Source organism: Streptomyces sp. NPDC001787 (assembly GCF_040297465.1).
Classification (GTDB): Bacteria; Actinomycetota; Actinomycetes; order Streptomycetales; family Streptomycetaceae; genus Streptomyces.
On the sequence record NZ_JBEOZE010000014.1, the window covers coordinates 75489 to 96784 of the forward strand.

Annotated in this window: 18 protein-coding genes; 10 read left to right on the forward strand and 8 right to left on the reverse strand. The window is 71.1% G+C overall.

What is annotated here, in order from left to right:
- The first annotated feature begins 118 nt into the window (after window positions 1–118).
- From ABT170_RS20300 to ABT170_RS20315, 4 genes are all read left to right on the forward strand, one after another.
- Window positions 119–670 (forward strand): glycoside hydrolase family 25 protein, encoded by a 552-nt coding sequence (locus ABT170_RS20300; RefSeq protein WP_329941505.1) that lies wholly within the window; start codon window positions 119–121, stop codon window positions 668–670.
- A gap of 180 nt (window positions 671–850) precedes the next feature.
- Window positions 851–1864: an alcohol dehydrogenase AdhP gene (gene adhP, locus ABT170_RS20305; RefSeq protein WP_329941501.1), complete on the forward strand. Its 1014-nt coding sequence runs from the start codon at window positions 851–853 to the stop codon at window positions 1862–1864.
- 171 nt (window positions 1865–2035) lie between these two features.
- Window positions 2036–3766 carry an aa3-type cytochrome oxidase subunit I gene (gene ctaD, locus ABT170_RS20310; RefSeq protein WP_351869168.1) on the forward strand — a complete coding sequence of 577 codons (1731 nt, stop codon included), beginning with the start codon at window positions 2036–2038 and terminating at the stop codon, window positions 3764–3766.
- 44 nt (window positions 3767–3810) lie between these two features.
- Window positions 3811–4152: a hypothetical protein gene (locus ABT170_RS20315; RefSeq protein WP_329941506.1), complete on the forward strand. Its 342-nt coding sequence runs from the start codon at window positions 3811–3813 to the stop codon at window positions 4150–4152.
- A 75-nt stretch (window positions 4153–4227) separates the two neighbouring features.
- Here ABT170_RS20315 and ABT170_RS20320 read toward each other — a convergent pair whose 3' ends face one another.
- The 4 genes from ABT170_RS20320 to ABT170_RS20335 form a co-directional block, all read right to left on the reverse strand.
- Window positions 4228–5838: a sigma-70 family RNA polymerase sigma factor gene (locus ABT170_RS20320; RefSeq protein WP_351869170.1), complete on the reverse strand. Its 1611-nt coding sequence runs from the start codon at window positions 5836–5838 to the stop codon at window positions 4228–4230.
- A gap of 174 nt (window positions 5839–6012) precedes the next feature.
- Window positions 6013–6207, reverse strand: a complete 195-nt coding sequence (locus tag ABT170_RS20325) for an antitoxin (protein ID WP_329941508.1) — start codon at window positions 6205–6207, stop codon at window positions 6013–6015.
- A 284-nt stretch (window positions 6208–6491) separates the two neighbouring features.
- Complete coding sequence (locus tag ABT170_RS20330; protein WP_329941608.1) at window positions 6492–7511, reverse strand: MASE1 domain-containing protein; 1020 nt, start codon at window positions 7509–7511, stop codon at window positions 6492–6494.
- A 70-nt stretch (window positions 7512–7581) separates the two neighbouring features.
- Entirely contained in the window at window positions 7582–8412 is an 831-nt protein-coding gene (locus ABT170_RS20335) for a PP2C family protein-serine/threonine phosphatase (RefSeq protein WP_351869173.1), read from the reverse strand.
- A gap of 191 nt (window positions 8413–8603) precedes the next feature.
- Between ABT170_RS20335 and ABT170_RS20340 the strand changes: the two genes are divergently transcribed.
- From ABT170_RS20340 to ABT170_RS20365, 6 genes are all read left to right on the forward strand, one after another.
- Window positions 8604–8873, forward strand: a complete 270-nt coding sequence (locus ABT170_RS20340; protein WP_329941510.1) for a hypothetical protein — start codon at window positions 8604–8606, stop codon at window positions 8871–8873.
- Between the two features lie 325 nt (window positions 8874–9198).
- A complete protein-coding gene (mptB, locus tag ABT170_RS20345; RefSeq protein WP_351869176.1) occupies window positions 9199–10659 on the forward strand; it encodes a polyprenol phosphomannose-dependent alpha 1,6 mannosyltransferase MptB in 1461 nt (486 codons plus the stop codon).
- Between the two features lie 315 nt (window positions 10660–10974).
- Window positions 10975–12636: an ABC-F family ATP-binding cassette domain-containing protein gene (locus tag ABT170_RS20350; RefSeq protein WP_351869179.1), complete on the forward strand. Its 1662-nt coding sequence runs from the start codon at window positions 10975–10977 to the stop codon at window positions 12634–12636.
- A gap of 355 nt (window positions 12637–12991) precedes the next feature.
- Window positions 12992–13765 carry a DUF2207 domain-containing protein gene (locus ABT170_RS20355; RefSeq protein WP_329941513.1) on the forward strand — a complete coding sequence of 258 codons (774 nt, stop codon included), beginning with the start codon at window positions 12992–12994 and terminating at the stop codon, window positions 13763–13765.
- Window positions 13766–13898: 133 nt separating this feature from the next.
- Window positions 13899–15428, forward strand: a complete 1530-nt coding sequence (locus ABT170_RS20360) for an SDR family oxidoreductase (protein WP_329941514.1) — start codon at window positions 13899–13901, stop codon at window positions 15426–15428.
- A gap of 126 nt (window positions 15429–15554) precedes the next feature.
- Window positions 15555–16385 (forward strand): M55 family metallopeptidase, encoded by an 831-nt coding sequence (locus tag ABT170_RS20365; RefSeq protein WP_329941515.1) that lies wholly within the window; start codon window positions 15555–15557, stop codon window positions 16383–16385.
- 44 nt (window positions 16386–16429) lie between these two features.
- On the opposite strand, the gene ABT170_RS20370 is transcribed toward ABT170_RS20365, so the two are convergent.
- From ABT170_RS20370 to ABT170_RS20385, 4 genes are all read right to left on the reverse strand, one after another.
- Window positions 16430–16972 (reverse strand): nitrobindin family protein, encoded by a 543-nt coding sequence (locus ABT170_RS20370; RefSeq protein WP_351869182.1) that lies wholly within the window; start codon window positions 16970–16972, stop codon window positions 16430–16432.
- Window positions 16973–17071: 99 nt separating this feature from the next.
- Window positions 17072–18124 (reverse strand): TolB-like translocation protein, encoded by a 1053-nt coding sequence (locus ABT170_RS20375; RefSeq protein ID WP_351869185.1) that lies wholly within the window; start codon window positions 18122–18124, stop codon window positions 17072–17074.
- A complete protein-coding gene (locus ABT170_RS20380) occupies window positions 18121–19443 on the reverse strand; it encodes an MFS transporter (protein WP_351869188.1) in 1323 nt (440 codons plus the stop codon). The genes ABT170_RS20375 and ABT170_RS20380 overlap by 4 nt, the downstream gene beginning before the upstream one ends.
- Window positions 19443–20786, reverse strand: a complete 1344-nt coding sequence (locus ABT170_RS20385) for a discoidin domain-containing protein (protein WP_351869190.1) — start codon at window positions 20784–20786, stop codon at window positions 19443–19445. Before ABT170_RS20385 ends, ABT170_RS20380 begins: the two co-directional genes overlap by 1 nt.
- Between the last annotated feature and the right edge of the window lie 510 nt (window positions 20787–21296).

Consider the following 21296-nt stretch of genomic DNA (forward strand, 5'->3'; position numbering starts at 1 on the left):
GCTATTCCGTCTCCGGCCGAACGGATTCCCCGTCGGTGCCGAGGGTGGAACAGGATCGCGGCGGGCACATACCAGGACAAGAACCGGAACCATGGAGCCCCACTTGGAGGCAGTGCCCATGCTGCACGGCGTCGACATCAGCGCGTATCAGCCGTCCTTCGACACCGACGGCCTCGACTTCGTGTTCATCAAGGCCACCGAGGGCCGTTCGTATGTCAATCCGGCTCTGGGCGCACAGGTCAAGCGGGCGCGGGACGCCGAATGCGTCGTCGGCTTCTACCACTTCCTGTGGCCGGGGAACGTGGCGGACCAGGCGGCGTACTTCCTGAGCAAGGCACCGGAGAAGGCCGGTGATCTGCTGGCTGTCGACTGGGAGGAAACCGGGGAGGGCACCCGGGCGAGCAATGCGGAGAAGGACCGCTTCATTCGTGAGGTGAAGCGCCTGCGGCCCGGTCACCGCGTCCTTCTGTACTGCAACCGCTCCTTCTGGCTGAATCACGACACGACCTCGTACGCCGGCGACGGACTGTGGATCGCCGACTACGTCACGGCAGGCAAGCCCCGTATCGAGGCGTCGTGGCGGATCCACCAGTACACCGACCACCCGCTGGACAAGGACGTGGCCGACTTCTCCTCCCTGCGGGCGATGCGCGACTGGGCTGCCGGATAGCCGGAAGACCGCCGCGCCGGGCACGTACGTTCACCCATGGGAAGACAGGCCCCCGGGCACTCGGGAAGCGAACCCCTGGCGATCGAAATAGTCTGGCCTGAGGCCTTTGTTCACCCTGCCTCAGGATGCCCGCGTCCCCGACGCGTCTCCCGTGCCTGAGCGAAGCGGAGGAGTGTCCCCATGAAAGCCGCCGTTGTCCGCAGTTTCGCCGAACCGCTCGTGATCGAGGACCGGCCGGTTCCCACCCCGGCCGGCCACCAGGTCCTGGTGCGGATGGAGACATCCGGGCTCTGCCACACCGACATCCACGCGGCCCGGGGGGACTGGCCCGTCAAGCCGAGCCCGCCGTTCGTACCGGGTCATGAGGGCATCGGGATCGTGGAGGCGGCCGGGGACCAGGTGGGCCATCTCGCGGTGGGGGACCGGGTGGCGATTCCCTGGCTCGGTGAGGCGTGCGGGCACTGCGACCACTGTGTCTCCGGCTGGGAGACGCTCTGCCTCCAGCAGCGGAACAGCGGCTACTCGGTCGACGGCAGCCATACCGAGTACGCCCTCGCACACGGCACTTATGCGGTTCCCGTCCCCGACGGCATCGATCCGCTCGACGCCGCGCCCCTGACCTGTGCCGGTGTCACCACCTACAAGGCGGTGAAGCTGTCCGGAGCCCGCCCCGGCACGCGCGCCCTGGTCTCCGGGATCGGCGGGCTCGGGCACCTGGCCCTCCAGTACGCGCGGATCTTCGGTGCCGAGACCATCGCGGTCGATGTCACCGACGAGAAGCTGGCGCTCGCCCGGGAACTGGGCGCCGACCATGTCATCGACGCCCGCGTCCAGGACGTGGCCGAGGAGACCCGCAGGCTCGGCGGCGCGGACGCGGCGATCTCGCTGGCCGTGAGCAATGAATCCTTCGGGGCGGCGTACGGTGCGCTGCGCCGCGGCGGCACCCTGGTGCTGGTGGCGCTTCCGGCCGAGGGAAAACTCGAACTCCCCGTGTTCGACACGGTGCTGAACGGCACGAAGGTCGTCGGCTCCATCGTCGGCACCCGCGAGGACCTCGCCGAGGTGTTCCAGCTCCATCGCCTCGGCCGTACGAGAGTTGTCCGGGAAACCCGCGCCCTCGGCGACATCAACACCTCGATCGACGAGGTCCTGAGCGGCAAGGTCTCCGGACGGCTCGTCTTCGACCTGCGCTGAGGATTCACCGGGCGGGCCGGCCCCGAGCGGGCGTCCCTGCCCGATGGGCCATTTGAGTGTCCTTGGCGGGCGCTCGCGCAGCGCCCGGAGAGATGTCCCACCGAGCCGATCTCCGCGGGTCCATTCTGGTCGCCGAGTCCGCAACGGGCCGTCGACCGAAGGAGCGTCGCAGTGACGACGAGGGACACCTCACAACCGGTGGAAGCCGATGCCGCCTACCAGAATGAATTGCCGGTACGGCGCGAGGAACCGGGAAACGTCGTCATCAAGTGGCTGACCACCACCGACCACAAGACGATCGGCACGCTCTACCTGGTCACGTCGTTCGCCTTCTTCTGTATCGGCGGAGTGATGGCGCTCTTCATGCGCGCCGAACTGGCCCGCCCCGGCACGCAGATCATTTCCAATGAGCAGTTCAACCAGGCGTTCACGATGCACGGCACCGTCATGCTGCTGATGTTCGCGACGCCGCTGTTCGCCGGATTCGCGAACTGGATCATGCCGCTCCAGATCGGTGCGCCCGACGTGGCGTTCCCGCGGCTGAACATGTTCGCGTACTGGTTGTACCTCTTCGGCTCGGCCATCGCGGTGGCCGGCTTCCTCACCCCGCAGGGTGCCGCGGACTTCGGCTGGTTCGCCTACTCCCCGCTCACCGACGAGGTCCGCTCGCCGGGCATCGGCGCCGACATGTGGATCATGGGTCTGGCCTTCTCCGGCTTCGGCACGATCCTCGGTTCGGTCAACTTCATCACCACGATCATCTGCATGCGCGCACCCGGCATGACGATGTTCCGCATGCCGATCTTCGTCTGGAACGTCCTGCTGACCGGTGTGCTCGTCCTGCTGGCCTTCCCGGTCCTGGCCGCCGCGCTGCTGGCACTGGAGGCGGACCGCAAGTTCGGTGCGCACGTCTTCGACGCGGCCAATGGCGGCGCACTGCTCTGGCAGCACCTCTTCTGGTTCTTCGGCCATCCGGAGGTGTACATCATCGCCCTGCCGTTCTTCGGGATCGTCAGCGAGATCATTCCGGTGTTCAGCCGTAAACCGATCTTCGGATACATCGGTCTGATTTCCGCGACGATCGCCATCGCGGGGCTTTCCGCGACCGTGTGGGCACACCACATGTTCGTCACCGGCGCTGTGCTGCTGCCGTTCTTCTCCTTCATGACCTTCCTGATCGCGGTGCCGACCGGGGTGAAGTTCTTCAACTGGATCGGCACCATGTGGAAGGGTTCGCTGTCTCTTGAGACACCGATGCTCTGGTCCATCGGGTTTCTCGTGACGTTCCTCTTCGGCGGTCTGACCGGCGTCATCCTGGCCTCGCCGCCGATGGACTTCCATGTCTCCGACTCGTATTTCGTCGTCGCGCACTTCCACTACGTGGTGTTCGGCACCGTGGTCTTCGCGATGTTCGCCGGATTCCACTTCTGGTGGCCGAAGTTCACGGGCAAGATGCTGGACGAACAGCTCGGCAGGATCACGTTCTGGACGCTGTTCGTGGGCTTCCACGGCACGTTCCTGGTGCAGCACTGGCTGGGTGCCGAGGGCATGCCGCGTCGTTACGCGGACTACCTCGCCGCCGACGGCTTCACCGCGCTGAACACCATCTCGACGATCTCCTCGTTCCTGCTCGGCCTGTCGATGCTGCCGTTCTTCTACAACGTGTGGAAGACCGCCAAGTACGGCAGGAGGATCGAGGTCGACGACCCGTGGGGCTACGGCCGCTCGCTGGAGTGGGCGACCTCCTGCCCGCCGCCGCGGCACAACTTCCTCACCCTGCCGCGGATCCGTTCCGAATCCCCGGCGTTCGACCTGCACCACCCCGTCGTACGCGCCCTGGACGAGGCCGCCAACAGCCCCGCCGACTCCGCGACGGTGGCTCCGGGGGACAAGCAGGTGTGAGGGCGACAGCCCTGGACCAGGACGGCCCGACGACAGGAGGACTGGTGAAACCACACGAGGACAGTGCCCGAGGCCTGGCCCAGTTGGAGGGCTATCTGCTGTGGAACGCCGAGATCGAGGAGGCCCGCAGACAGGCCCGCCGCCTGACCGGACAACTGCCCTGGCTCACCACGGCGCAGCGCGAGGACGTGGAGCGCGTCTACCTGATGGAGCGGATGGCCGGCTGCCGGGAGTCGCTCACCCGGATCACCGGCCGGGCCGCCGAGCTGCGCGGTGAGTACACCGAGCGCTATGTGCAGCTCCGGGCGCGCTGTGTGGCGGCTTCCGTGGTGGCGGTGAGCGCCATGGGCGGCGCCTGCACCGCGCTCACCGTTCTCACCCGGTGAACCGGCGCGCGCCTGTCACCATCCTGTCCACGGCTCGGGGAGCGGTCGTCCATGTGAACGGCCGGCCGGGGCGGCTCATCCGGCGGCGCCGAAGTTCTGGGTCCACACCGGCCCGCTCCCGGTGCTCCGCATCCCCACACCGATCTCCTTGAACGAACAGTTGAGGATGTTGGCCCGGTGCCCGGGGCTGTTCATCCACGAACTCATCACATCCGCCGGGGTACGCTGGCCCTTCGCGATGTTCTCCCCGTACGTGCTCCAGCGATAGCCGGCCGCGGTGAGGCGATCGCCGGGATCGGTGCCGTCGGGCGAGGTGTGCGCGAAGTAGTCCCGGGACGCCATGTCGGCGGAATGCCGCTGCGCCGCCGTGGACATCAGGCCGTTTCCGCGTACCGGACCGCATCCTTGCTTCGCACGCTCGGCGTTGACGAGATCGGTGACCTGCTGCGACACGGAGGGCGGGGCGGGCGGCGCCGGAGTGGCGGGCCGGGGAGAGGGCGCCGGGGTGCCCGGTGCGGGCCGTGCGCTCCTGCTCGCGGTGGCCCCGGCGGTGGGAGAAGGCGTCCGCGACGGTGAGGCGGTGGGCGAGGACGGCGCCGGCGACGCCGGCCGCGGCGGGGTCGCCGCGGGCGCCGAGGACCGGGCGGTGGCATCGGGCGCGCTTGCCGTGACCGCCGCCTCGTCCCGGTCGGAGTCCGAGTCGTCCGTGTAGAGATGTACGGCGCCGCCACCGGTGCCGAGCGCCGCGACGGCGACCAGGGCGGCCACGACCGTATTGCGCCGTCGCCGCCGGAGGTCACGCCGGCGCTCCGCGCGTCCGGGTCGGGACGGACGGACGGCGGTGGTGGCGGACCCGGCCGCGTGACGGGCGGCGGGACCTCCGGCGGCCGTGGTGAGCAGGTCCGGGACGGCTCCCGGGAGGGACGGCGCCAGCGGTACCAGGGCCAGTCCGACGAGCAGGCCCTCCGCGGGGACGAGTTGCGAGCCGAGACCCGAGCAGACGGTGCAGCCACGGGCATGACGGGCCAGACGCTTGCGCCAGAGGGCCGACGGCACCCCGTCCCATTCGGCGACGATCTCCGCCAGCAGGACGCAGCGGGGGATGGACCCCAGCGCGCCCACCACCACCCTGGCCGCCTCCAGCTGGGCCTTCATCCGCTGGACCCGGACCGCCGTGTGCTGCGGGGTGAGTTCCAGAGCGTCGGCGACCTCGGCCCGGGAGACCTGTCCGGCGGTCTCCAGCCACCACAGCGACAGCAGGGCCCGGTCGTCCTCGTCCAGCCACCGCGTCGCCTCCGCCACCTGGCGGCGCTGCCCCGTCAGACCGAGCCGGAGGATGGTCGCGTCGACGAAATCGGCACCCGGGTCGGGCCTGTCGTGAGCGTCGTCCAGACGGTCGGCGGGCATGGCCCCGGACCGTTGCTCCCGCCAGTGCTCGCGTATCTCGTTCATGGCTATGGCCACCAGCCAGGAGCGGAAGCGCCCGGGATCACGCAGCCCGGGAAGACCCCGCAGCATGCGCAGCACGGTCTCCTGCACGACGTCATCGACGTCCGCGTGCCCGTTCAGCGCGCGGCCCACGATGTTGTAGAGCAGCGGCAGATACGACGCGACGAGCCGGTCCTGCGCCTGCTGGTCACCGCTCCGCGCCGCGGTGATCAACGCCGTGCCGTGTTCCTCGCCCATGCTGTGCTCACTCTTCCGGGGTCCTGTTCTGTCTCTTCCCACACCCGGGAGACGCGGTGCGGGCGGGACAATAACAAGAATCCGCCGGACCACCCGAAGTTTCTGCCCTCGGGGGCGGTGGCCGCGCCGGCCGGCGCGGTGAAGCCGTTCGCGAGCACGACCGGTGGCGCACGGTCAGCGCCGGGGCGGCCCGTCCTGGTCGCGGTCGGTGCCGAGCTGCTGCTTGAGCTTGTCCTGCGCGGTGTCGACGTGGCCGCTGTACTTGCCCTTCGTCCGGTCGTCGACCATGTCACCGGCCTTGTCGACGGCCTTGCCCGCCTGGGCCTCGTGCCCCTTGAGCATCCTCTTGAGCTTGTCCAGTGCGGACATGGCTGAGCCTCCTTGCCTCTGCCCCCCACCCATCCAGGGTCACCGCACGGCGCCCGGCCCGCATCCGGGGGCGTATGCCGGGCTGTGGCGCCGTCGTGGCGCCGGAAGGTTGAAGACCGGCTGCGTGGGCAGATACCGGTTGACCAGCAGGAGGTGGTGGCAATGGGCCGCATCAGGATCGTCCGTCGTCCGCCGCCGCCGTCCGGGCCGCCCCCGCTCGATCTGCGGACCCCGTCCGGGCGGCCGCTGCCGTACTGAGCGGATCCGCTGCGACCGGCGGGATCTCACGCGGTGAAGGGCGGTCCCCTGTCCGGGCCGTGGCCCCCGCCGCCGTCGTCGCGCCGCTGAGGCGGAGCTCCCGACAGCGGCGCGAACTGCTCCACCAGCGTCCGCAGCTCCTCGACGGCGTGCTCCGTCCTGAGGCGGATGTTGGTGTGTTCGGCCACGATCGCGGCCAGCAACAGCGCGGTGAGCGCCACACAGCCGTTGAGCAGGGACAGGTTCACCATGATCTCCACCAGGCTGTGGTTCTCGAACGGTCCCACGCCGTCGGTTCCGGCGACGATCGCCAGCACGGACACCAGCAGGGCGCAGGGCGCGCTCCCCGGCAGCTGAAAGCGCAGCGCCGCCCAGATGAGCACCGGAAACACCAGATAGATCATCGACAGCGAGCTTCTCGTCGCCAGCAGGCCGACCGACACAGTCACGACTGCCAGCGCCGAAGCCTCCACCCAGCGATCGGTCATCCGCGGCAGCCTCGCCCTCCGCAGGACCAGCACGAGCGGGGTGACCACCAGCACCCCCATGGCATCGCCCGCCCACCAGGACGACCAGACCAGCCAGAAGCTGCTCGCCGGAAGTTTGCCGCTGAGCAGCAGTTGCACGCTGCCCACCGTCGCACTGATGAGCATTCCCACGAACGCGCCGAGGAGGACGAGCATGATGCCGTCCCGCAGACGCGCCAGATCGACCCGGAAGTCCGCTCTGCGCAGTATGAGATACGCGCACAGCGGTGCCACCGTATTGCCCGCAACGATGCCGAGACCGGAGAAGGTGACGGAGCCTCCGGTCGCGGTGATCGTCAGGAGCGCCCCGAGGGCGATGCCCGGCCAGATCCTCGTTCCCAGAATCAGCAACGCGCCCAGAGCGACCCCCGTGGGCGGCCAGAGCGGAGTGACGATGGACCCGTGGACCACCACTTCCCTGAGCAGGCCGAGCCGTCCCGACCCGTAGTAGACGGCGGCGACGCCCAGCATCTGCGCGACGGCCACGGCCCGATGTCTGGCTTCCTTGCTGCGGATCACACCTGTCATCAGACACCGACCTCATGGGGAGGCGGCTGTGACACGCTCGGCGGGCGCGGTCCGCGCGGTGTCACCGCGGCCGGCGGGCGGCCTCGTGCCGCAGGACGAGCACCGCAGCGTCGTCCTCGTGGCCGGTGAACTCCGCGGCCTCCAGTACCTCGTCGGCCAGTTCCTCGGCGCTCGCCCCGGAATGGGCACCGACCAGCCGGCGCACCCGGTCCAGGCCGTCCTCGATCAGCAACGACGGGCCCTCGACCACGCCGTCGGTGAGGAGCACGAGGGTTCCGGCGGTGTCGAGCGTGCGCCGGGTGACGGGATAGTGCTCCCCGGCCACGATGCCCAGAGGCAGGCCGCCGGGGTCCTCGGTGATGCCGGACAGCCCGTCCACGGTCCCCCATACGCACGCCACATGACCGGCCCGGGCACTGTGCAGCTCCCAGGTGCGCGGGTCGAGCCGGAGGAACGTACAGGTCGCGAACAGCGCGGAGTCCACGGACAGCAGCAGATCGTTCGTACGCGCCATGACGTCGCCGGGATCGGAGGCCGTGGCCGCGATCGCGCGCATGGCGATGCGTATCTGCCCCATGAAGGCCGCCGCCTCCACGTCGTGGCCCTGCACATCTCCGATCGCGAAGCCGAGCGCCCCGTCGGGCAGCGGAAAACCGTCGTACCAGTCGCCCCCGATGTCCAGCCCGTGGCGGGCGGGGGCGTAGCGGGCGGCGCTCTGCAGTCCCGGCAGCGCCGGCAGCGACGCGGGCAGCATCTCGCGCTGGAGGGCCTGCGCCAGCTCGACGCGCGCCTGGTGCAGTTCCACTTCCTGCCGAGCGCGGGCGGTGAGACTCTGCAGTGTGTCGAGCAGTTCCTCGGCGCTTCCTGAGCGGGGAGTCCGACGCGGGTTCATGGGCCGCTCCGCGGTGCGTTAGTTCCTGCATCATATTTCGGGCGTCTGTGCGGGGCGACTTCGGACGGCGGCCGGGCAGGACGGGCGCCGCAGCGGCGGTCCGCCACCGGCTCGCGGAAGCCGGACACCGCCGGATGCCGGATGGCCCGACGCGACGCGCCGTTGTCAGTGCCCGGTGGGATGCTGCCCGCATGGACGAGCTCATGAGGCAGCGCCGGGTGTACGGCACCGACCACGACGACCCGCACCCCGGACCGAAGGCCGGCCACGAGTACCGCGAGCTGGTGGGCGGTCCGCTGGACGGACTGCTCCTGGACGTCACGGGCTGGAGCGACGCGGCGCTGCGCGACGGTGCGGGGCTGATCACGGAGATAGGGGCCTACGGTCCGGGCGGGCGGGCGGAGTACGGGCCGCGTGCCGGTGATGTGGACCGGTGGGACTGGCGGGGCGACGTGCGGTAGACGCGCAGACCGTGCGGACGGCGGCGGGACACCTCCGTGCCGGGGCGTGCTCGTCTCACCGGGGGAGCCGTAGCCACCCGGGCGCCCGTAGATCCAGATGCGGGCGCCCTGTTCCGGCGCGAGGATCGGATTACGGGCGGTGGTCCGGCCGCGCCCTGGCCCTCTCGGGTCAGTTCTCCCTTCCGGGTGCTTCCGGTCCGCCTCCCGGCCGCGTCGTGAGCCGTGTACCGGTCCTGCGTACCGGGCCGCCGAACCTGTCGGTGCGAACCCTGCCCTGTTGAGCTGGAGTGTTTCGCCGCGCGCCTGTTCGATAGGTTGGCGCGTCATGAGGGCATTGAGCGCTGTTGGGTACCGTCGGCTGGGCGCAATCGGATCCGTGGCGGTCGCCGTGGGGGGCTGGGGAGCGGGATCGCTCCCCGCCCGTGACCCGTGGGGGATCTGGCCGGCCTACGGTCCCGGAGTGACCGCGGCGGCAGCCGTGCTCGCCTATGCCGGGCTGACGCTGCTCGTCGTGGCGTGGTGGCAGTACGGCAGGGCCGGGGCCGGTGTGCGCGACACACTCGTCACCCTCGTCTGGTGGGCGGCCCCGCTCGTGCTGACACCGCCCCTGTACAGCGCCGACGTGTACAGCTACATCGCCCAGGGCGCGATGGTCATCGAGGGGCACGACGTCTACAGCGCCGGACCGTCGGTCCTCGACCCCGCCGGGCTCGGCGGTGACGCCGCCGCGAGCGTCGGGAGGAACTGGACCGACACGCCCGCACCGTACGGCCCGTTCTTCCTGATCCTCGCGCGACTGGTGACCTGGGCGACGGGCGGGACGATCGTTCCCGCCGTGCTGGGCATGCGGCTCATCGCCCTGGGCGCACTGGTCCTGATCGTGTGGGCGCTGAGGCGTCTCGCGCGCGAATACGGCAGGAGCGAGAGCGGCGCCCTGTGGCTCGGCGCGCTCAATCCGCTGCTCCTCATCCACGTGGTCGGCGGGATACACAACGACGGGCTGATGATCGGGCTCATGCTCGCGGGCACGGTGCTCGCCACCCGCGGTCGGTGGGTGGCGGGGAGCGCGCTCGTCGGGCTCGCCATGATGGTCAAGTCCCCGGCGGCGCTGGCGCTGCTGTTCATCGGCGTACTCGTGGGCAGGGCGGCGACCGGGCCCCTGGTGCGACGCGTGGCCAAGGGGCTGCTGGCGCCCGGTCTGGTCGCGGGGGCGGTCGCCGTGGCGGCGGCCCTGCTCGGCGGAACGGGCTTCGGCTGGCTCCGCAGCCAGGGCGTCGCGGGTTCCATACACACGGCACTGTCGGTCACCAGCGACCTCGGCCTCGTACTCGGCGAACTGCTGCACCTGCTCATCGGATCCGACGTCGAGCCGGTCAAGAGCGCGGTGCAGACCCTGGGCCTGGCGGCGGCGTTCGGCCTCATCCTGCACTTCGCCTGGCGGGCGGCGAACGGGCGCCTCACGGCGGTGCACGCCCTGGGACTGTCCCTGGTGGTCCTGGTCGTCCTCTCGCCGATGGTGCAGCCCTGGTACCTCCTGTGGGGCGTGACCGTGATCGCCGCCACCGAATGGCGAGGGCGCACGGGGCGGGTACTGGCCGTGCTGTCGGCGGCGCTCGTGTACGAGACCCATCCCTCGGGGAGCACACCGGCGTACGGATTCGTCCTGGTGGGCGTGGTCTGCGTCGTCGGCGCACGTCTCGTGCGCCGCGAGCGGGCCGTACCGGACGGGCCCCGGATACCGGAGCGCCGTACCGAGGGCGACCTCCACGCACGCCTTCACCACTGAGCCGGCCCCGCGTCGGAGTCAGGGGCTTGCCACCGGCGCGGGCCGTGGAGGTATGCTGTCGGGGTCCCATTGTCTCCGATAGAGGTGGACGTTGCGCATCTGAGGTTCGCGATCATCACGCGGTACGGCACCGTCCGTACACCTGTCACGCCGTCGGCACTCCAGCCGCCCGTGACCCCGCGTGGATGCGACCTCGGTGCATGAGCCGTCCCTGACTTCTCGGAAGGCCGCACTCCCTCTTTTCCCGGCCTGGTCGCCGTGTGGTGCTCGCATACGAAGCCCCTGTACACCGCGCTTGCGACTGCGAGGATCTCCATGGCCAACCCCACCCTGCCCAGCGCCTCCGTGACCTGTTCGGGCCTGTCCTTCAGCTGGCCGGACGGCACTCCCCTCTTCGACGGGTTCTCCATCAGCATCGGCCGGGGACGCACCGGCCTCGTCGGTGCCAACGGCACGGGGAAGTCCACTCTGCTGCGCCTCCTGGCGGGCCTGCTCCGTCCCTCCCGGGGGTCGGTGACGGTCGGCGGAACACTCGCCCACCTGCCGCAGGACATCACCCTCGACACGACACTCCGTGTCGATCAGGCCCTGGGTATCGCCGAGCGGCGGGCCGCGCTGAGCGCCATCGAGGGGGGAGACGTGGACGAGGCGCACTTCGCGGTCATCGGCGACGACTGGGACGTGGAGGAGCGGGCACGGGCGACCCTGGACTCACTCGGCCTCGACGGTGTCGACCTGGACCGGACCGTGGGCGAGATGTCCGGCGGCGAGACCGTACTCCTGCGCCTGGCCGCGCTGTTGCTGGAGCGCCCCGACGTTCTGCTGCTCGACGAACCGACCAACAACCTCGACCTGTTCGCACGGCGCCGGCTGTACGAGGCGGTCGACTCCTGGCGCTCCGGTGTGCTGGTCGTCGTCAGCCACGACCGCGAGCTGCTGGAGCGCGTGGACCGCATCGCCGAACTGCGATCGGGATCCGTGAACTGGTACGGGGGCGGCTGGTCCGCGTACGAACAGGCCCTGGCCACCCAGCAGGAGGCCGCCGAACGCGTGCTGAGGGCCGCCGACGCGGACGTACGGCGGCAGAAACGCGAACTGGAGGAGTCCCACATCAAACTGGCCCGCCGTGAGCGACAGGGCCGGAAGGTGGAGGCCGAGCGGCGGCTGCCGAAGATCCTCGCCGGTGCGCGCAAGCGGGCCGCGCAGGAGTCGGCGGGCAAGCTCCGCGGCCTGCACGAGGACCGCCTCCACGAGGCACGCGAGCGGAGGGAGGAGGCCGCGGACGCGATCCACGACGACGCGGAGATCAGGGTGAGCCTGCCCCGTACGGCCGTGCCCGCCGGACGCACCGTTCTGACCCTGGAAGGGCTCCGACCGCGGTACGGCAGACTGCTGGACGGCAACCTCCATGTGCACGGTCCCGAACGCATCGCCCTGGTCGGGCGCAACGGGGCCGGGAAGACGACACTGCTGCGCACCCTCACCGGGGAGCTGACGCCCCTGGCCGGCGAGGCCAGGACGTTCGTGCCGCTGCGATTCCTCCCGCAGCGCCTGGACGTGCTGGACGAGGAGCTGAGCGTCGCGGCGAACGTGGCGCGGATGGCGCCCGGTGTCGACGACAACCACATCCGCTCCCAGCTCGCACGGTTCCTGTTCAGGGGAGCGCGAGCCGAGCAGCCGGCGGGCACCCTCTCGGGCGGGGAGCGTTTCCGGGCCGCGCTCGCGGCGACGATGCTCGCCGCACCCGCCCCCCAACTCGTAGTGATGGATGAGCCGACCAACAACCTCGACCTGGCCAGCGTGCGGCAGCTGACGAGCGCGCTCGACCACTACGAGGGCGCACTCCTGGTCGCGGGCCACGATCTGCCCTTCCTCGAATCCCTCGGCATCACCCGCTGGCTGCTGGTCGAGGAGGAGCTGCGGGAGACCAGCGCCGAAGAGGTCCGCGGCCTGCTCGGAGCGCCGGACGCGGAATGACGGCGCCCGACGCGCCGTCACCTCACGCGTTCACCACCGACAGCTCCGGCCTGTTCGCGGCCACGGACTTCGGCACTCCGGCCGGCCGGCTGTCCGTGGGTCAGTTGCGCGAAGCGGTGGAGCGGTTCACCGGCCCTGCCGTCAGGGGCCCCATGACGGCACCCCGCGCGAACGCCGTCGGGACAGGGTGCTGGAACCGGTGGACGGGCGGCCGGTCCGCCCGGTGCGGCACGACGGACGGAGCGTACGCCGGGGTACGTGAGGTCCGTGCGGGGCAGCCCCGGGACAACCGGGGGCAACCGCTGCTCCCGCCGGACTCTGGCCCCGGCCCCCGGGTCGCTGCCACCATGACCGTATGACCCAACTCCAGCTGGCGGTAACTGCTTTGGCGAGCGCGACGGGTGTCTACACCGTCCTGGCCGTCCTCTGGGCGCTGCGCGCCAGGGCCGACCGGGCAGCCGCCGCCCAGCTGGGCGATGTGGACATCGATCCCTGTCACGCGGCGGCCACCGCGGGCGAGACACATGACGCCGTCGAGCACGCGGCCGCGGCGCTGCTGCTCCAGGGCCGGCTGCGGATCGACGGCGACGGGCGGATGGACGCGGCCGGTGACGGCGATACGGGCCATCCGATCTGCGACGCCCTGCTGGACGCGGTACGCAGCCGCGCCCCCGTCACCCTGCGCCGGCTTCGCCGGGACACCGGACTGCGCGTGCGGTGCGAGGCGTTCCTCCGTGAACAGGATGCCGCGGTGCCCCGCTGGGCAGGCCGCCGGAAGGACGGCCTGGGCGTCATCGCGTGCGCCACCGCGTTCGCGCTGTCCTTCTTCTACGCCGTCCAGCTGGCGTTCTGGCGCGAGCCGGTGGCCTCCGACCCGGCCGACGTGCTCTTCGCCCTGTTCCTCACCGTGACCACCGGCCTGATGATCGCCGTCCCCCTCGTCTGGCTCGCGCTGAGCGCCTGGCCGCAGCGTCATGACCCCTTCCGCGCCCATTGCGCCGCGCTCCCGCAACCGGTGATGACCGCCCTCGACGAGGAACACCGCAGGCGGCTGGGCGAGAGCCGCGTACACGTCGAGCCGTGGGAACGCGAGGACATCACATGGGTGGACAGCGGGGGAGCGTTCTGAGGGCTGCCCCGCAGATCCCGCGCCCGCCGGGGACCACGGCAGAGCCTTGGACGGGTCCCCAAAGCTCCGGAAGCGGAATCGGCCGGGGGCAGGCACGGTGGAAGGGCCGGTGACCGCGAGATTCGGAGGCACCATGGACCAGCAGGACACCGCGACGGGACTTCGCTGCCTGGTGACCGGTGCGACCGGCTACATCGGAGGGCGGCTCGTCCCCGAGCTGCTCGACGCCGGACATCGCGTACGGTGCCTGGCGCGGACTCCCGGGAAGCTGCGCGACCACCCCTGGACGGGCCGGACCGATGTCGTCCGCGGTGACGTCCTCGACCCGGAATCGCTCCGTATCGCCATGCGGGGGGTGGACGTCGCCTACTACCTGGTGCACGCGCTCGGCAGCGGCCGGGACTTCGAGGCCACGGACCGGGAAGCGGCCCGGAACTTCGCCGAACAGGCACGTGCCGCCGGGGTGTCCCGCCTCGTCTATCTGGGCGGCCTCACCCCCGTCGGCGTACCGCGGGACGAGCTGTCGCCGCACCTGCGCTCGCGTGCGGAGGTCGGCGACATCCTGCTGGGGTCCGGAGTGCCGACCACGGTGCTGCGCGCGGCCGTGATCATCGGCTCGGGCTCGGCCTCCTTCGAGATGCTGCGCTACCTCACCGAACGCCTGCCCGTCATGGTCACGCCGAGCTGGGTGTCGACCAGGATCCAGCCGATCGCCGTCCGCGACGTACTGAGGTACCTGGTGGGCAGCGCCGCCATGCCAGCCGAGGTGAACCGCACCTTCGACATCGGCGGCCCCGACATCGTGACGTACCGGGAGATGATGGAGGAGTACGCCGCCGTCGCCCGGCTGCGGCCCCGGCTGATCCTGCCCGTCCCGATGCTGACACCACGCCTGTCCAGCCACTGGATCGGACTCGTCACCCCGGTGCCCCGATCGATCGCCCGGCCGCTGGCGGAGTCGCTGAAGTACGAGGTCGTATGCGCCGAGGACGACATCCGGCGGTATGTGCCCGACGCCCCGGGGCAGCCCTTCACCTTCCGGCGGGCGCTCACCCTCGCACTGCAACGGGTGCGCGAGGCGAACGTGACCACGCGGTGGTCCTCGGCCTCGGTGCCCGGAGCACCCAGCGACCCGCTGCCCACCGACCCGGACTGGGCCGGTGGCAGCCTGTACACCGATGAGCGGGACACGGGCATCGACGCGTCCCGCGAGGCGCTGTGGCGTGTCATCGAAGGCATCGGAGGCGACAACGGCTGGTACTCCTTCCCGCTGGCCTGGGCCGTCCGCGGGTGGCTCGACCGGGTCGTGGGCGGTGTCGGCCTGCGGCGCGGACGCAGGGACGCCGGACGTCTCAGAGTGGGCGACGCACTGGACTTCTGGCGCGTCGAGGAGATCGAGCCGGGGCATCTGCTCCGGTTGCGCGCCGAGATGCGGCTGCCCGGCCTGGCCTGGCTGGAGCTGTACGCGGAGGAGGACGGGGAGGGCGGTGCCCGGTACAGACAGCGCGCGCTGTTCCATCCCCGGGGGCTGCTGGGCCACGCCTACTGGTGGAGCGTCTTCCCCTTCCACTCCGTCGTGTTCGGTGGCATGGCGCGGAACATCACGCGAGCCGCACTGAAGCCGACACGGTCGCAACAGGCCGAGGCGGCCGCGGCCCTCTGAAGCGGTGCGACCTCGGGGCAGGGGCCCCCGGCCTGTTGGCTGACTCATACACATACCGCACGGTCACGCCCTTGCTACGTTCTCCGGTGGAGAGTCGGCGGTATGCGAGCCCGAGGAGAACGTGCTGTGCGGATCTACATCAGCGTGGACATGGAAGGCATCACCGGACTGGTCGATGTCGAGGACGTCCAGCCCGGAGGCCGGGACTACGAGCGCGGGCGGCTGATGATGGCGGAGGACGTCAACGCCGCTGTCCGGGGTGCCGTCGCGGCCGGAGCCACCGACATCACCGTCAACGACGCGCACGGCCCCATGCGGAACTTGCTGCCGGAGACGCTCCACCCCGCGGTCCGCCTGATCCGGGGGAAGCCCAAGAACATGGGCATGCTCGAAGGGCTCGGCCCCGAGCACGACGCGGTGATCTGTGTCGGTTACCACGCGCGGGCCGGAGCGCTCGGAGTGCTCAGCCACAGCTTCCTGGGACACGAGATCGAGGACATGTGGCTGGACGGGTCGCCCGTGGGCGAGATCGGCCTGGCCCAGGCCGCGGCGGCGGCCATCGGCGTTCCCGTACTCGTCCTCACCGGGGACGACAGCGCCTGCGAGGAGATGGCGAAGTGGGACGGCTCCGTGACCACCGTGGCCGTGAAGTACGCGAAGGACCGCTTTGCCGCGGAGCTGCGCCGGGCGGACGAGGCGCGGGCGGCCATCGAGGAAGCGGTCGCCGCCCGTCTCGCCACGCCGCCGACCCGTCCGGCGGCATCGGACAGCCGGGCGACCCTCACCGTCCGCTGGCAGTCGGCCTCGATCGCCTCCATGCTCCAGGGCATCCCCGGGGTGACGGCGACGGACTCGCGGACCGTCCAGGCGCAGGGGTCGCTGCCCGTCCTGTACCGGCTCTTCGGGGTGTGGGCCCACCTCGCGTCCTCGCTGACCGGCCAGGCGCCCTACTGCTGACCGGCCGGGCGGCACGCCGCTCCTCGTCGAGGGGCGCGGCGTGTCTACGCCCGGCGCCGGAGACGTGCCGACAGATGGTGCTGCAGCGACTGGCCGACCGCCGCGAGGTCATGGGCGAACGTCAGCGTGCCGTCGTCGGCCAGCACATAGCGCCGACGGGTGGCGTTCACCTCCTTGGCCGTGGGGGTCAGGGCCACCTCGTGGGTGGTGAGGTCCACCGAGCCGTCGGCCGCGTGGCCGGCCGAGATCTCCGCGATGCCGGTGGGCTGAGTGATCAGTGCCTCCACCCGGCCGTCGGGCTGGAGTCGCCACCAGCCGCTCTCCCGGGCCGACGGGCGCAGGGGCGCGTCGTCGGCGTCGAGCAGCCACGCACGGGCCTCGTAGTGCAGGAAGGGCCGGCCGTCGTGGCTGAAGGTGACCTCCTGCGCGTAGGTGAAGTCCCCGGCGAGCGTGGGGTACTCGCCCTGCCCCCGGCCGTGCCAGCTGCCCAGGAGACCGAGCACGGGCGCGAGCAGTGCGTGTGGCGTGGGGGCTTCGTCCGGTCGGCGGCTGTCGGGGAACGGGTACTCCGGTACGGGGTCGAACACGGTGGTGCGCTCCTGAGGTCGGGGCCGGTGTCTGGCGGAAGCCTAAGGGGTGCGCGCCCGCCCTCGGCCCTCACCGCCCGGCGGCGGTGAGGGCACGGCTCAGCGCAGTGCCGCCGGGGACGACGCGCCGGCCACGGCGACCCGGGGCTTGCCGGTGCCGTCCGCCGGAACGGCCCAGACGTCACTCGACCGGGCGGACGCGCCCGGCAGCGCGTAGGCCACCGTGTCGTCGTCCAGCCAGGCCGCCTGGTCATCGACGCTGCGGGACTCGGCGAGCGGTGTCTCGCGCATGGTCCGCAGGTCGAGGACGTACAGCCGCCAGGGTGCTGCCGGGTCGTCGGACACCTTCTTCTTGAACGCGACCCGGGTGTTGTCGGGCGACAGGGAGGGGCACTCGGCGTTCTGCCGCAGCGCCTTCGCCGACCAGTCCTTCATGTTGCCCTCGACGAGATAGGTGCGGCCCTTGGTGGAGACGGTCGCGTAGAAGCGGTTGTCGTCGCGGGCGAACGTCACTCCCCAGTAGTTGACGTCGGGGGAGTGGTAGCGGGTCCCGTCGATCGTGAGGGGGATCTCCTCGATGGACTTGATGAGATAACCGGTACGCAGGTCGAGGACGGCCGTCCGGGTGGAGAAGGCGGTGGTGGCGTACGAGTCACCGGTGGCGAACACCGTCCAGGAGAGCATCGCCCCGGAGGCCGAGACACGCGCCCGGGTGGGAACACCCGGCACGGTGACGCGCCGCGTCTCGCGCAGTCGCCGGTCGAGGACGACGGCGTACGTCTTGGGCAGCACCCCGGGTTTGGCGCGCAGACAGAGCGCGTTGTCCCCGGCGGCGTAGAACCGGTCGCAGGCGGGGCCGCCGGTGGTGCGGGCCCCGGTGGTGCTGCGGACCCGGGTGGTGGTGCGGGTATCGGGGGCCGCGGCGAGCGGCTGGTGCGCCACGCGTCCCGTGGCCGAGTCCCGGAAGTACAGCGCGGGCCCTTCGAGCGTGAACGAGGCGTCGGCCTGCGCCTGTTGACCCTCCGTCCGGTTCTCGGCGTGCAGCGCGTACCCGAGGGAGCCACCCCCCAGGAGCAGCACCGCGGCCGCCACGACCGCGACACGGGAACGGGGGCCGAGCGGCCCGGCGGGTGTCGGGAACCTGAGTCTCATGCGGTCCGCCTCTCGGGGATCTGGGCTTCCGGCCCCTCGGGGGCCGGGGAACCGGACGGGTTGCGCGGCAGCAGGGCCCAGCCGCCCGCGAGCGCGGCGACCAGGACCGAGAGCGCCGCCCACAGCGCGGGGCGCGGCCCCCACAGGGTCCACGCGGCGCCGAAGCCGGCCGCGGCGACCATCCGGGCGAGCGCCTGGCCGGTCTGGAGCAGGGCGAGTCCGCCCGCCCTGCCGTCCGCGGGCAGCGAGGGCCCGGCGAGGGCCATCAGCACCCCGTCGGTGGTGGCGTAGAAGACACCGAGCAGGACCAGGACCGGGACGAGAAGGAGCGGCGCCGGGCCACCGGCCGGGGCGAGGAGTGTGGCGTACACGCCGAGCAGGGCGAGATGGCCGAACAGGAACGGCAGACGTCGGCCGACCCGGTCCGCGATACGGCCCGCCGGCACCGCGAGCAGCAGGTAGCACGCCGCCGCGCCCAGCGGCAGCAACGGGAACCAGCCGATGGGAAGGTCCAGGCCGCGCTGGAGCAGGAGATAGACGAAGGCGTCGCCCACTGTGGCGGCGCCGAGCAGGGCGGCTGCTGCGAGGATCCGGCGGAACGCGGCGTCGCGCAGCGCGGCGAACGCGTTCCGCTTGCGGGGGGCCGCCTTCGGAGCCGCCTTCGGTGCCGGTTCGAAGGACGGTGCCGCGGGCTGCCCCGGAACGTACAGCACGAGCAGCAGCACCCCGAGCAGGCCGACGCAGAAGCTGACGACGAACACCGCGTCGTAGGCGCCGGCGGTCGCCCAGAGCAGGGCGAACGCGGCGAGCGGACCGAGCAGGGCCCCGGTGGTGTCCATCGCCCGGTGCACGCCGAAGGACCGGCCGAGCGTCTCGGGCCTGCTGCTCAGGGTGATGAGCGCGTCGCGGGGTGCCGTACGGATCGCTTTGCCGACCCGGTCGGTGGCAAGGGCGGCGGCGATTCCGGCGGTCGCGCCCCCGGCGAGCAGCAGGCCGAGCCGTGAGCAGGCGGAGAGGGCGTAGCCGAGCCCCGCGACGCGCTTGTGCCGGTGGCCGCGGTCGGCGGCATGCCCGCCGAGCAGCCGGACGATGGAGGCGGCGCCGTTGAACAAGCCGTCCAGGAAGCCGAATTGGAGAGGTGAGAGACCAAGTCCGAGGACGAGGTAGAGCGGCAGCACCGCGGTGACCATCTCGGAGGAGATGTCCGTGACGAGGCTGACCGTGCCGAGTGCCAGGACGGTGCCGGGGACGCGCCGGCCCGCCCCGCCGGAGCGGGACGGTGCCGGTGTGTCCCGGCGGCCTGTGGTCGCCAGGTACATCAGTGGCAGGTGTACTTCGGGCTGGTGTCCTTGTTCTTCCCGTCGGTGCCGACGTAGTTCCAGCTGTAGCCGGAGTCGGTGAAGTCCAGCTTCAGGACACCGTATTCACCGCTGATCCGCTTCTGGCTGTTGGGCTGGACGTTCTCGATGGGGTAGGGCTCGGCGCCGCCCATCCCGCCGATGATCTCGGTGAGTCCGTCGGCCGTCGCCTTCCCGTCGGGGTTCTGGGGGGCGAACCGCTCGTAGTGGTGGTCGTGCCCGTTGAGCACGAGGTCGGCCTTCGCCCCGTACAGGATCTTCCACACCGGCCTGCTCACCGGGTCGTTGCCGTGACCGCCGGAGGAGTAGAGCGGGTGGTGGAAGAAGGTGGCGATGCACGCCTTGCTGTTCTTGGCGAGGTCGGCCTTGAGCCAGTCGATCTGGGCGCTCTGGTCGAAGGAGTTGGAGTCGAGGGCGATGAAGTGCCAGTTGCCCTCGTCGAAGCTGTAGTAGCTCTTGCCCTGGGGGTACGCGATCGCCCCGAAGTACGACTTGTAGCCGGCCAGGGGTCCGGCCGGGTCATAGGTCTCGTGGTTGCCCGGTACCGGTCGTGTCTTGTTCTTGAAGGCGCCCCAGGTCTTGTCGTAGTAGGCGCGGTAGTCGGAGATCCGGGCGTCGTCGTACTGGTTGTCGCCCATCGTCAGATAGAACTTCGGATTGATCTGCTGTGCCAGCGCGGCCGTTCTGGGGTGGGCGCAGTCGCTGTCGGAGGCGGTGCACTGGGCGGCGATGTCACCGGCGGCGACCACGGTGAACGCACCGGTTTCCGGGGGCGTTCCCTCGGAGGTGCCGTACACCTCGACCTCGTACAGCGAGTAGCCGTAGGCGGTGCCGCGTGCCGTGCCCTGGACGCGCACGTAGCGGCCCTTGCCGGACACACCGGGCCAGTCGTCGGTGCCGCCGTTCCCGGCCGTTTCCTCGGCCAGCCGGGTCCAGGTGGTGCCGTCGCCGGAGACCTCGATCCGGTACGCCTTGGCGTAGGCGTCCTCCCAGGTCAGGGCCACCCGCGTGATGTCGGCGGCCGCACCGAGATCGACACTGATCCATTGCGGATCCTTGCCCTCGGCGCTTGCCCAGCGGGTGGCGGGGTCGCCGTCGAACGCGTTCTGCGGGCCGAGCGCGGAGTCCTCGCTGGAGGACGCGCTGGCCGGCTTTCCGCGGGAGAGGAGGGGATCCGCGGCGGCGCCGGCCCGGTCGGGGTAGGCGAGCAACAGGCTGATGACGAGGAGCAGTACGGCGGCGATGACCATGCCCACCGTATGGCGTCGTGTCGGATGGGGCAGGACTGAGCGGTTCGGGTACATCCCTGGACTCCTGGCCTTGGGGGTGGCGAGAGCTGGGCGTTGGTACGTGACGTCGCGTCCCGGCCCGTGCGCGCGGGCGGGCAGCCGCGTCATGGCGGCCGGGCCAGAGCTCTCACTGAGCGCGTCATGCCCATGTGGCCGGGCACCGCGCCGAGCCGCCGCCCGGAATGCTAGCTGACAGTAAACTTTCCTACCAGTAGTCCAACTCTCTTTGCTGAGGCCTTCGTTCGGCACGCCGGAGCATTCCGGTGCGGCCTGCGCGCCCCACGCAACCGCCGGGCGCACCCCCGACAGACCGAGGGCGCCGTTGAGCTGCCCGCGCGGCACGCCGTCCGCCGGCGCACCGTCTGCCGCGCGGAGTGCTCCGGGGTGCGATGCCGCCTGCGTGAGCACCGGTGACCGGGCAGACGTGTTCGGCCTGGGGCCGAGGTGCGCAAGCAGCGATGCCGTGGTCGGTGCGGGTGTCCCGCTCTCCTATGATCGGACGGAAGTTGCCGGTGGAGGCGAGGG

What these genes read in the sequence shown, in the direction of transcription:
- ABT170_RS20335 (WP_351869173.1), bottom strand. Translation starts at nt 8,412, where the DNA reads ATGAACCCGCGTCGGACTCCCCGCTCAGGAAGCGCCGAGGAACTGCTC.
- ABT170_RS20300 (WP_329941505.1), top strand. Translation starts at nt 119, where the DNA reads ATGCTGCACGGCGTCGACATCAGCGCGTATCAGCCGTCCTTCGACACC.
- mptB (WP_351869176.1), top strand. Translation starts at nt 9,199, where the DNA reads ATGAGGGCATTGAGCGCTGTTGGGTACCGTCGGCTGGGCGCAATCGGA.
- ABT170_RS20375 (WP_351869185.1), bottom strand. Translation starts at nt 18,124, where the DNA reads ATGAGACTCAGGTTCCCGACACCCGCCGGGCCGCTCGGCCCCCGTTCC.
- ABT170_RS20320 (WP_351869170.1), bottom strand. Translation starts at nt 5,838, where the DNA reads ATGGGCGAGGAACACGGCACGGCGTTGATCACCGCGGCGCGGAGCGGT.
- ABT170_RS20355 (WP_329941513.1), top strand. Translation starts at nt 12,992, where the DNA reads ATGACCCAACTCCAGCTGGCGGTAACTGCTTTGGCGAGCGCGACGGGT.
- ABT170_RS20360 (WP_329941514.1), top strand. Translation starts at nt 13,899, where the DNA reads ATGGACCAGCAGGACACCGCGACGGGACTTCGCTGCCTGGTGACCGGT.
- ABT170_RS20325 (WP_329941508.1), bottom strand. Translation starts at nt 6,207, where the DNA reads ATGTCCGCACTGGACAAGCTCAAGAGGATGCTCAAGGGGCACGAGGCC.
- ABT170_RS20385 (WP_351869190.1), bottom strand. Translation starts at nt 20,786, where the DNA reads ATGTACCCGAACCGCTCAGTCCTGCCCCATCCGACACGACGCCATACG.
- ABT170_RS20350 (WP_351869179.1), top strand. Translation starts at nt 10,975, where the DNA reads ATGGCCAACCCCACCCTGCCCAGCGCCTCCGTGACCTGTTCGGGCCTG.
- ABT170_RS20340 (WP_329941510.1), top strand. Translation starts at nt 8,604, where the DNA reads ATGGACGAGCTCATGAGGCAGCGCCGGGTGTACGGCACCGACCACGAC.
- ABT170_RS20380 (WP_351869188.1), bottom strand. Translation starts at nt 19,443, where the DNA reads ATGTACCTGGCGACCACAGGCCGCCGGGACACACCGGCACCGTCCCGC.
- adhP (WP_329941501.1), top strand. Translation starts at nt 851, where the DNA reads ATGAAAGCCGCCGTTGTCCGCAGTTTCGCCGAACCGCTCGTGATCGAG.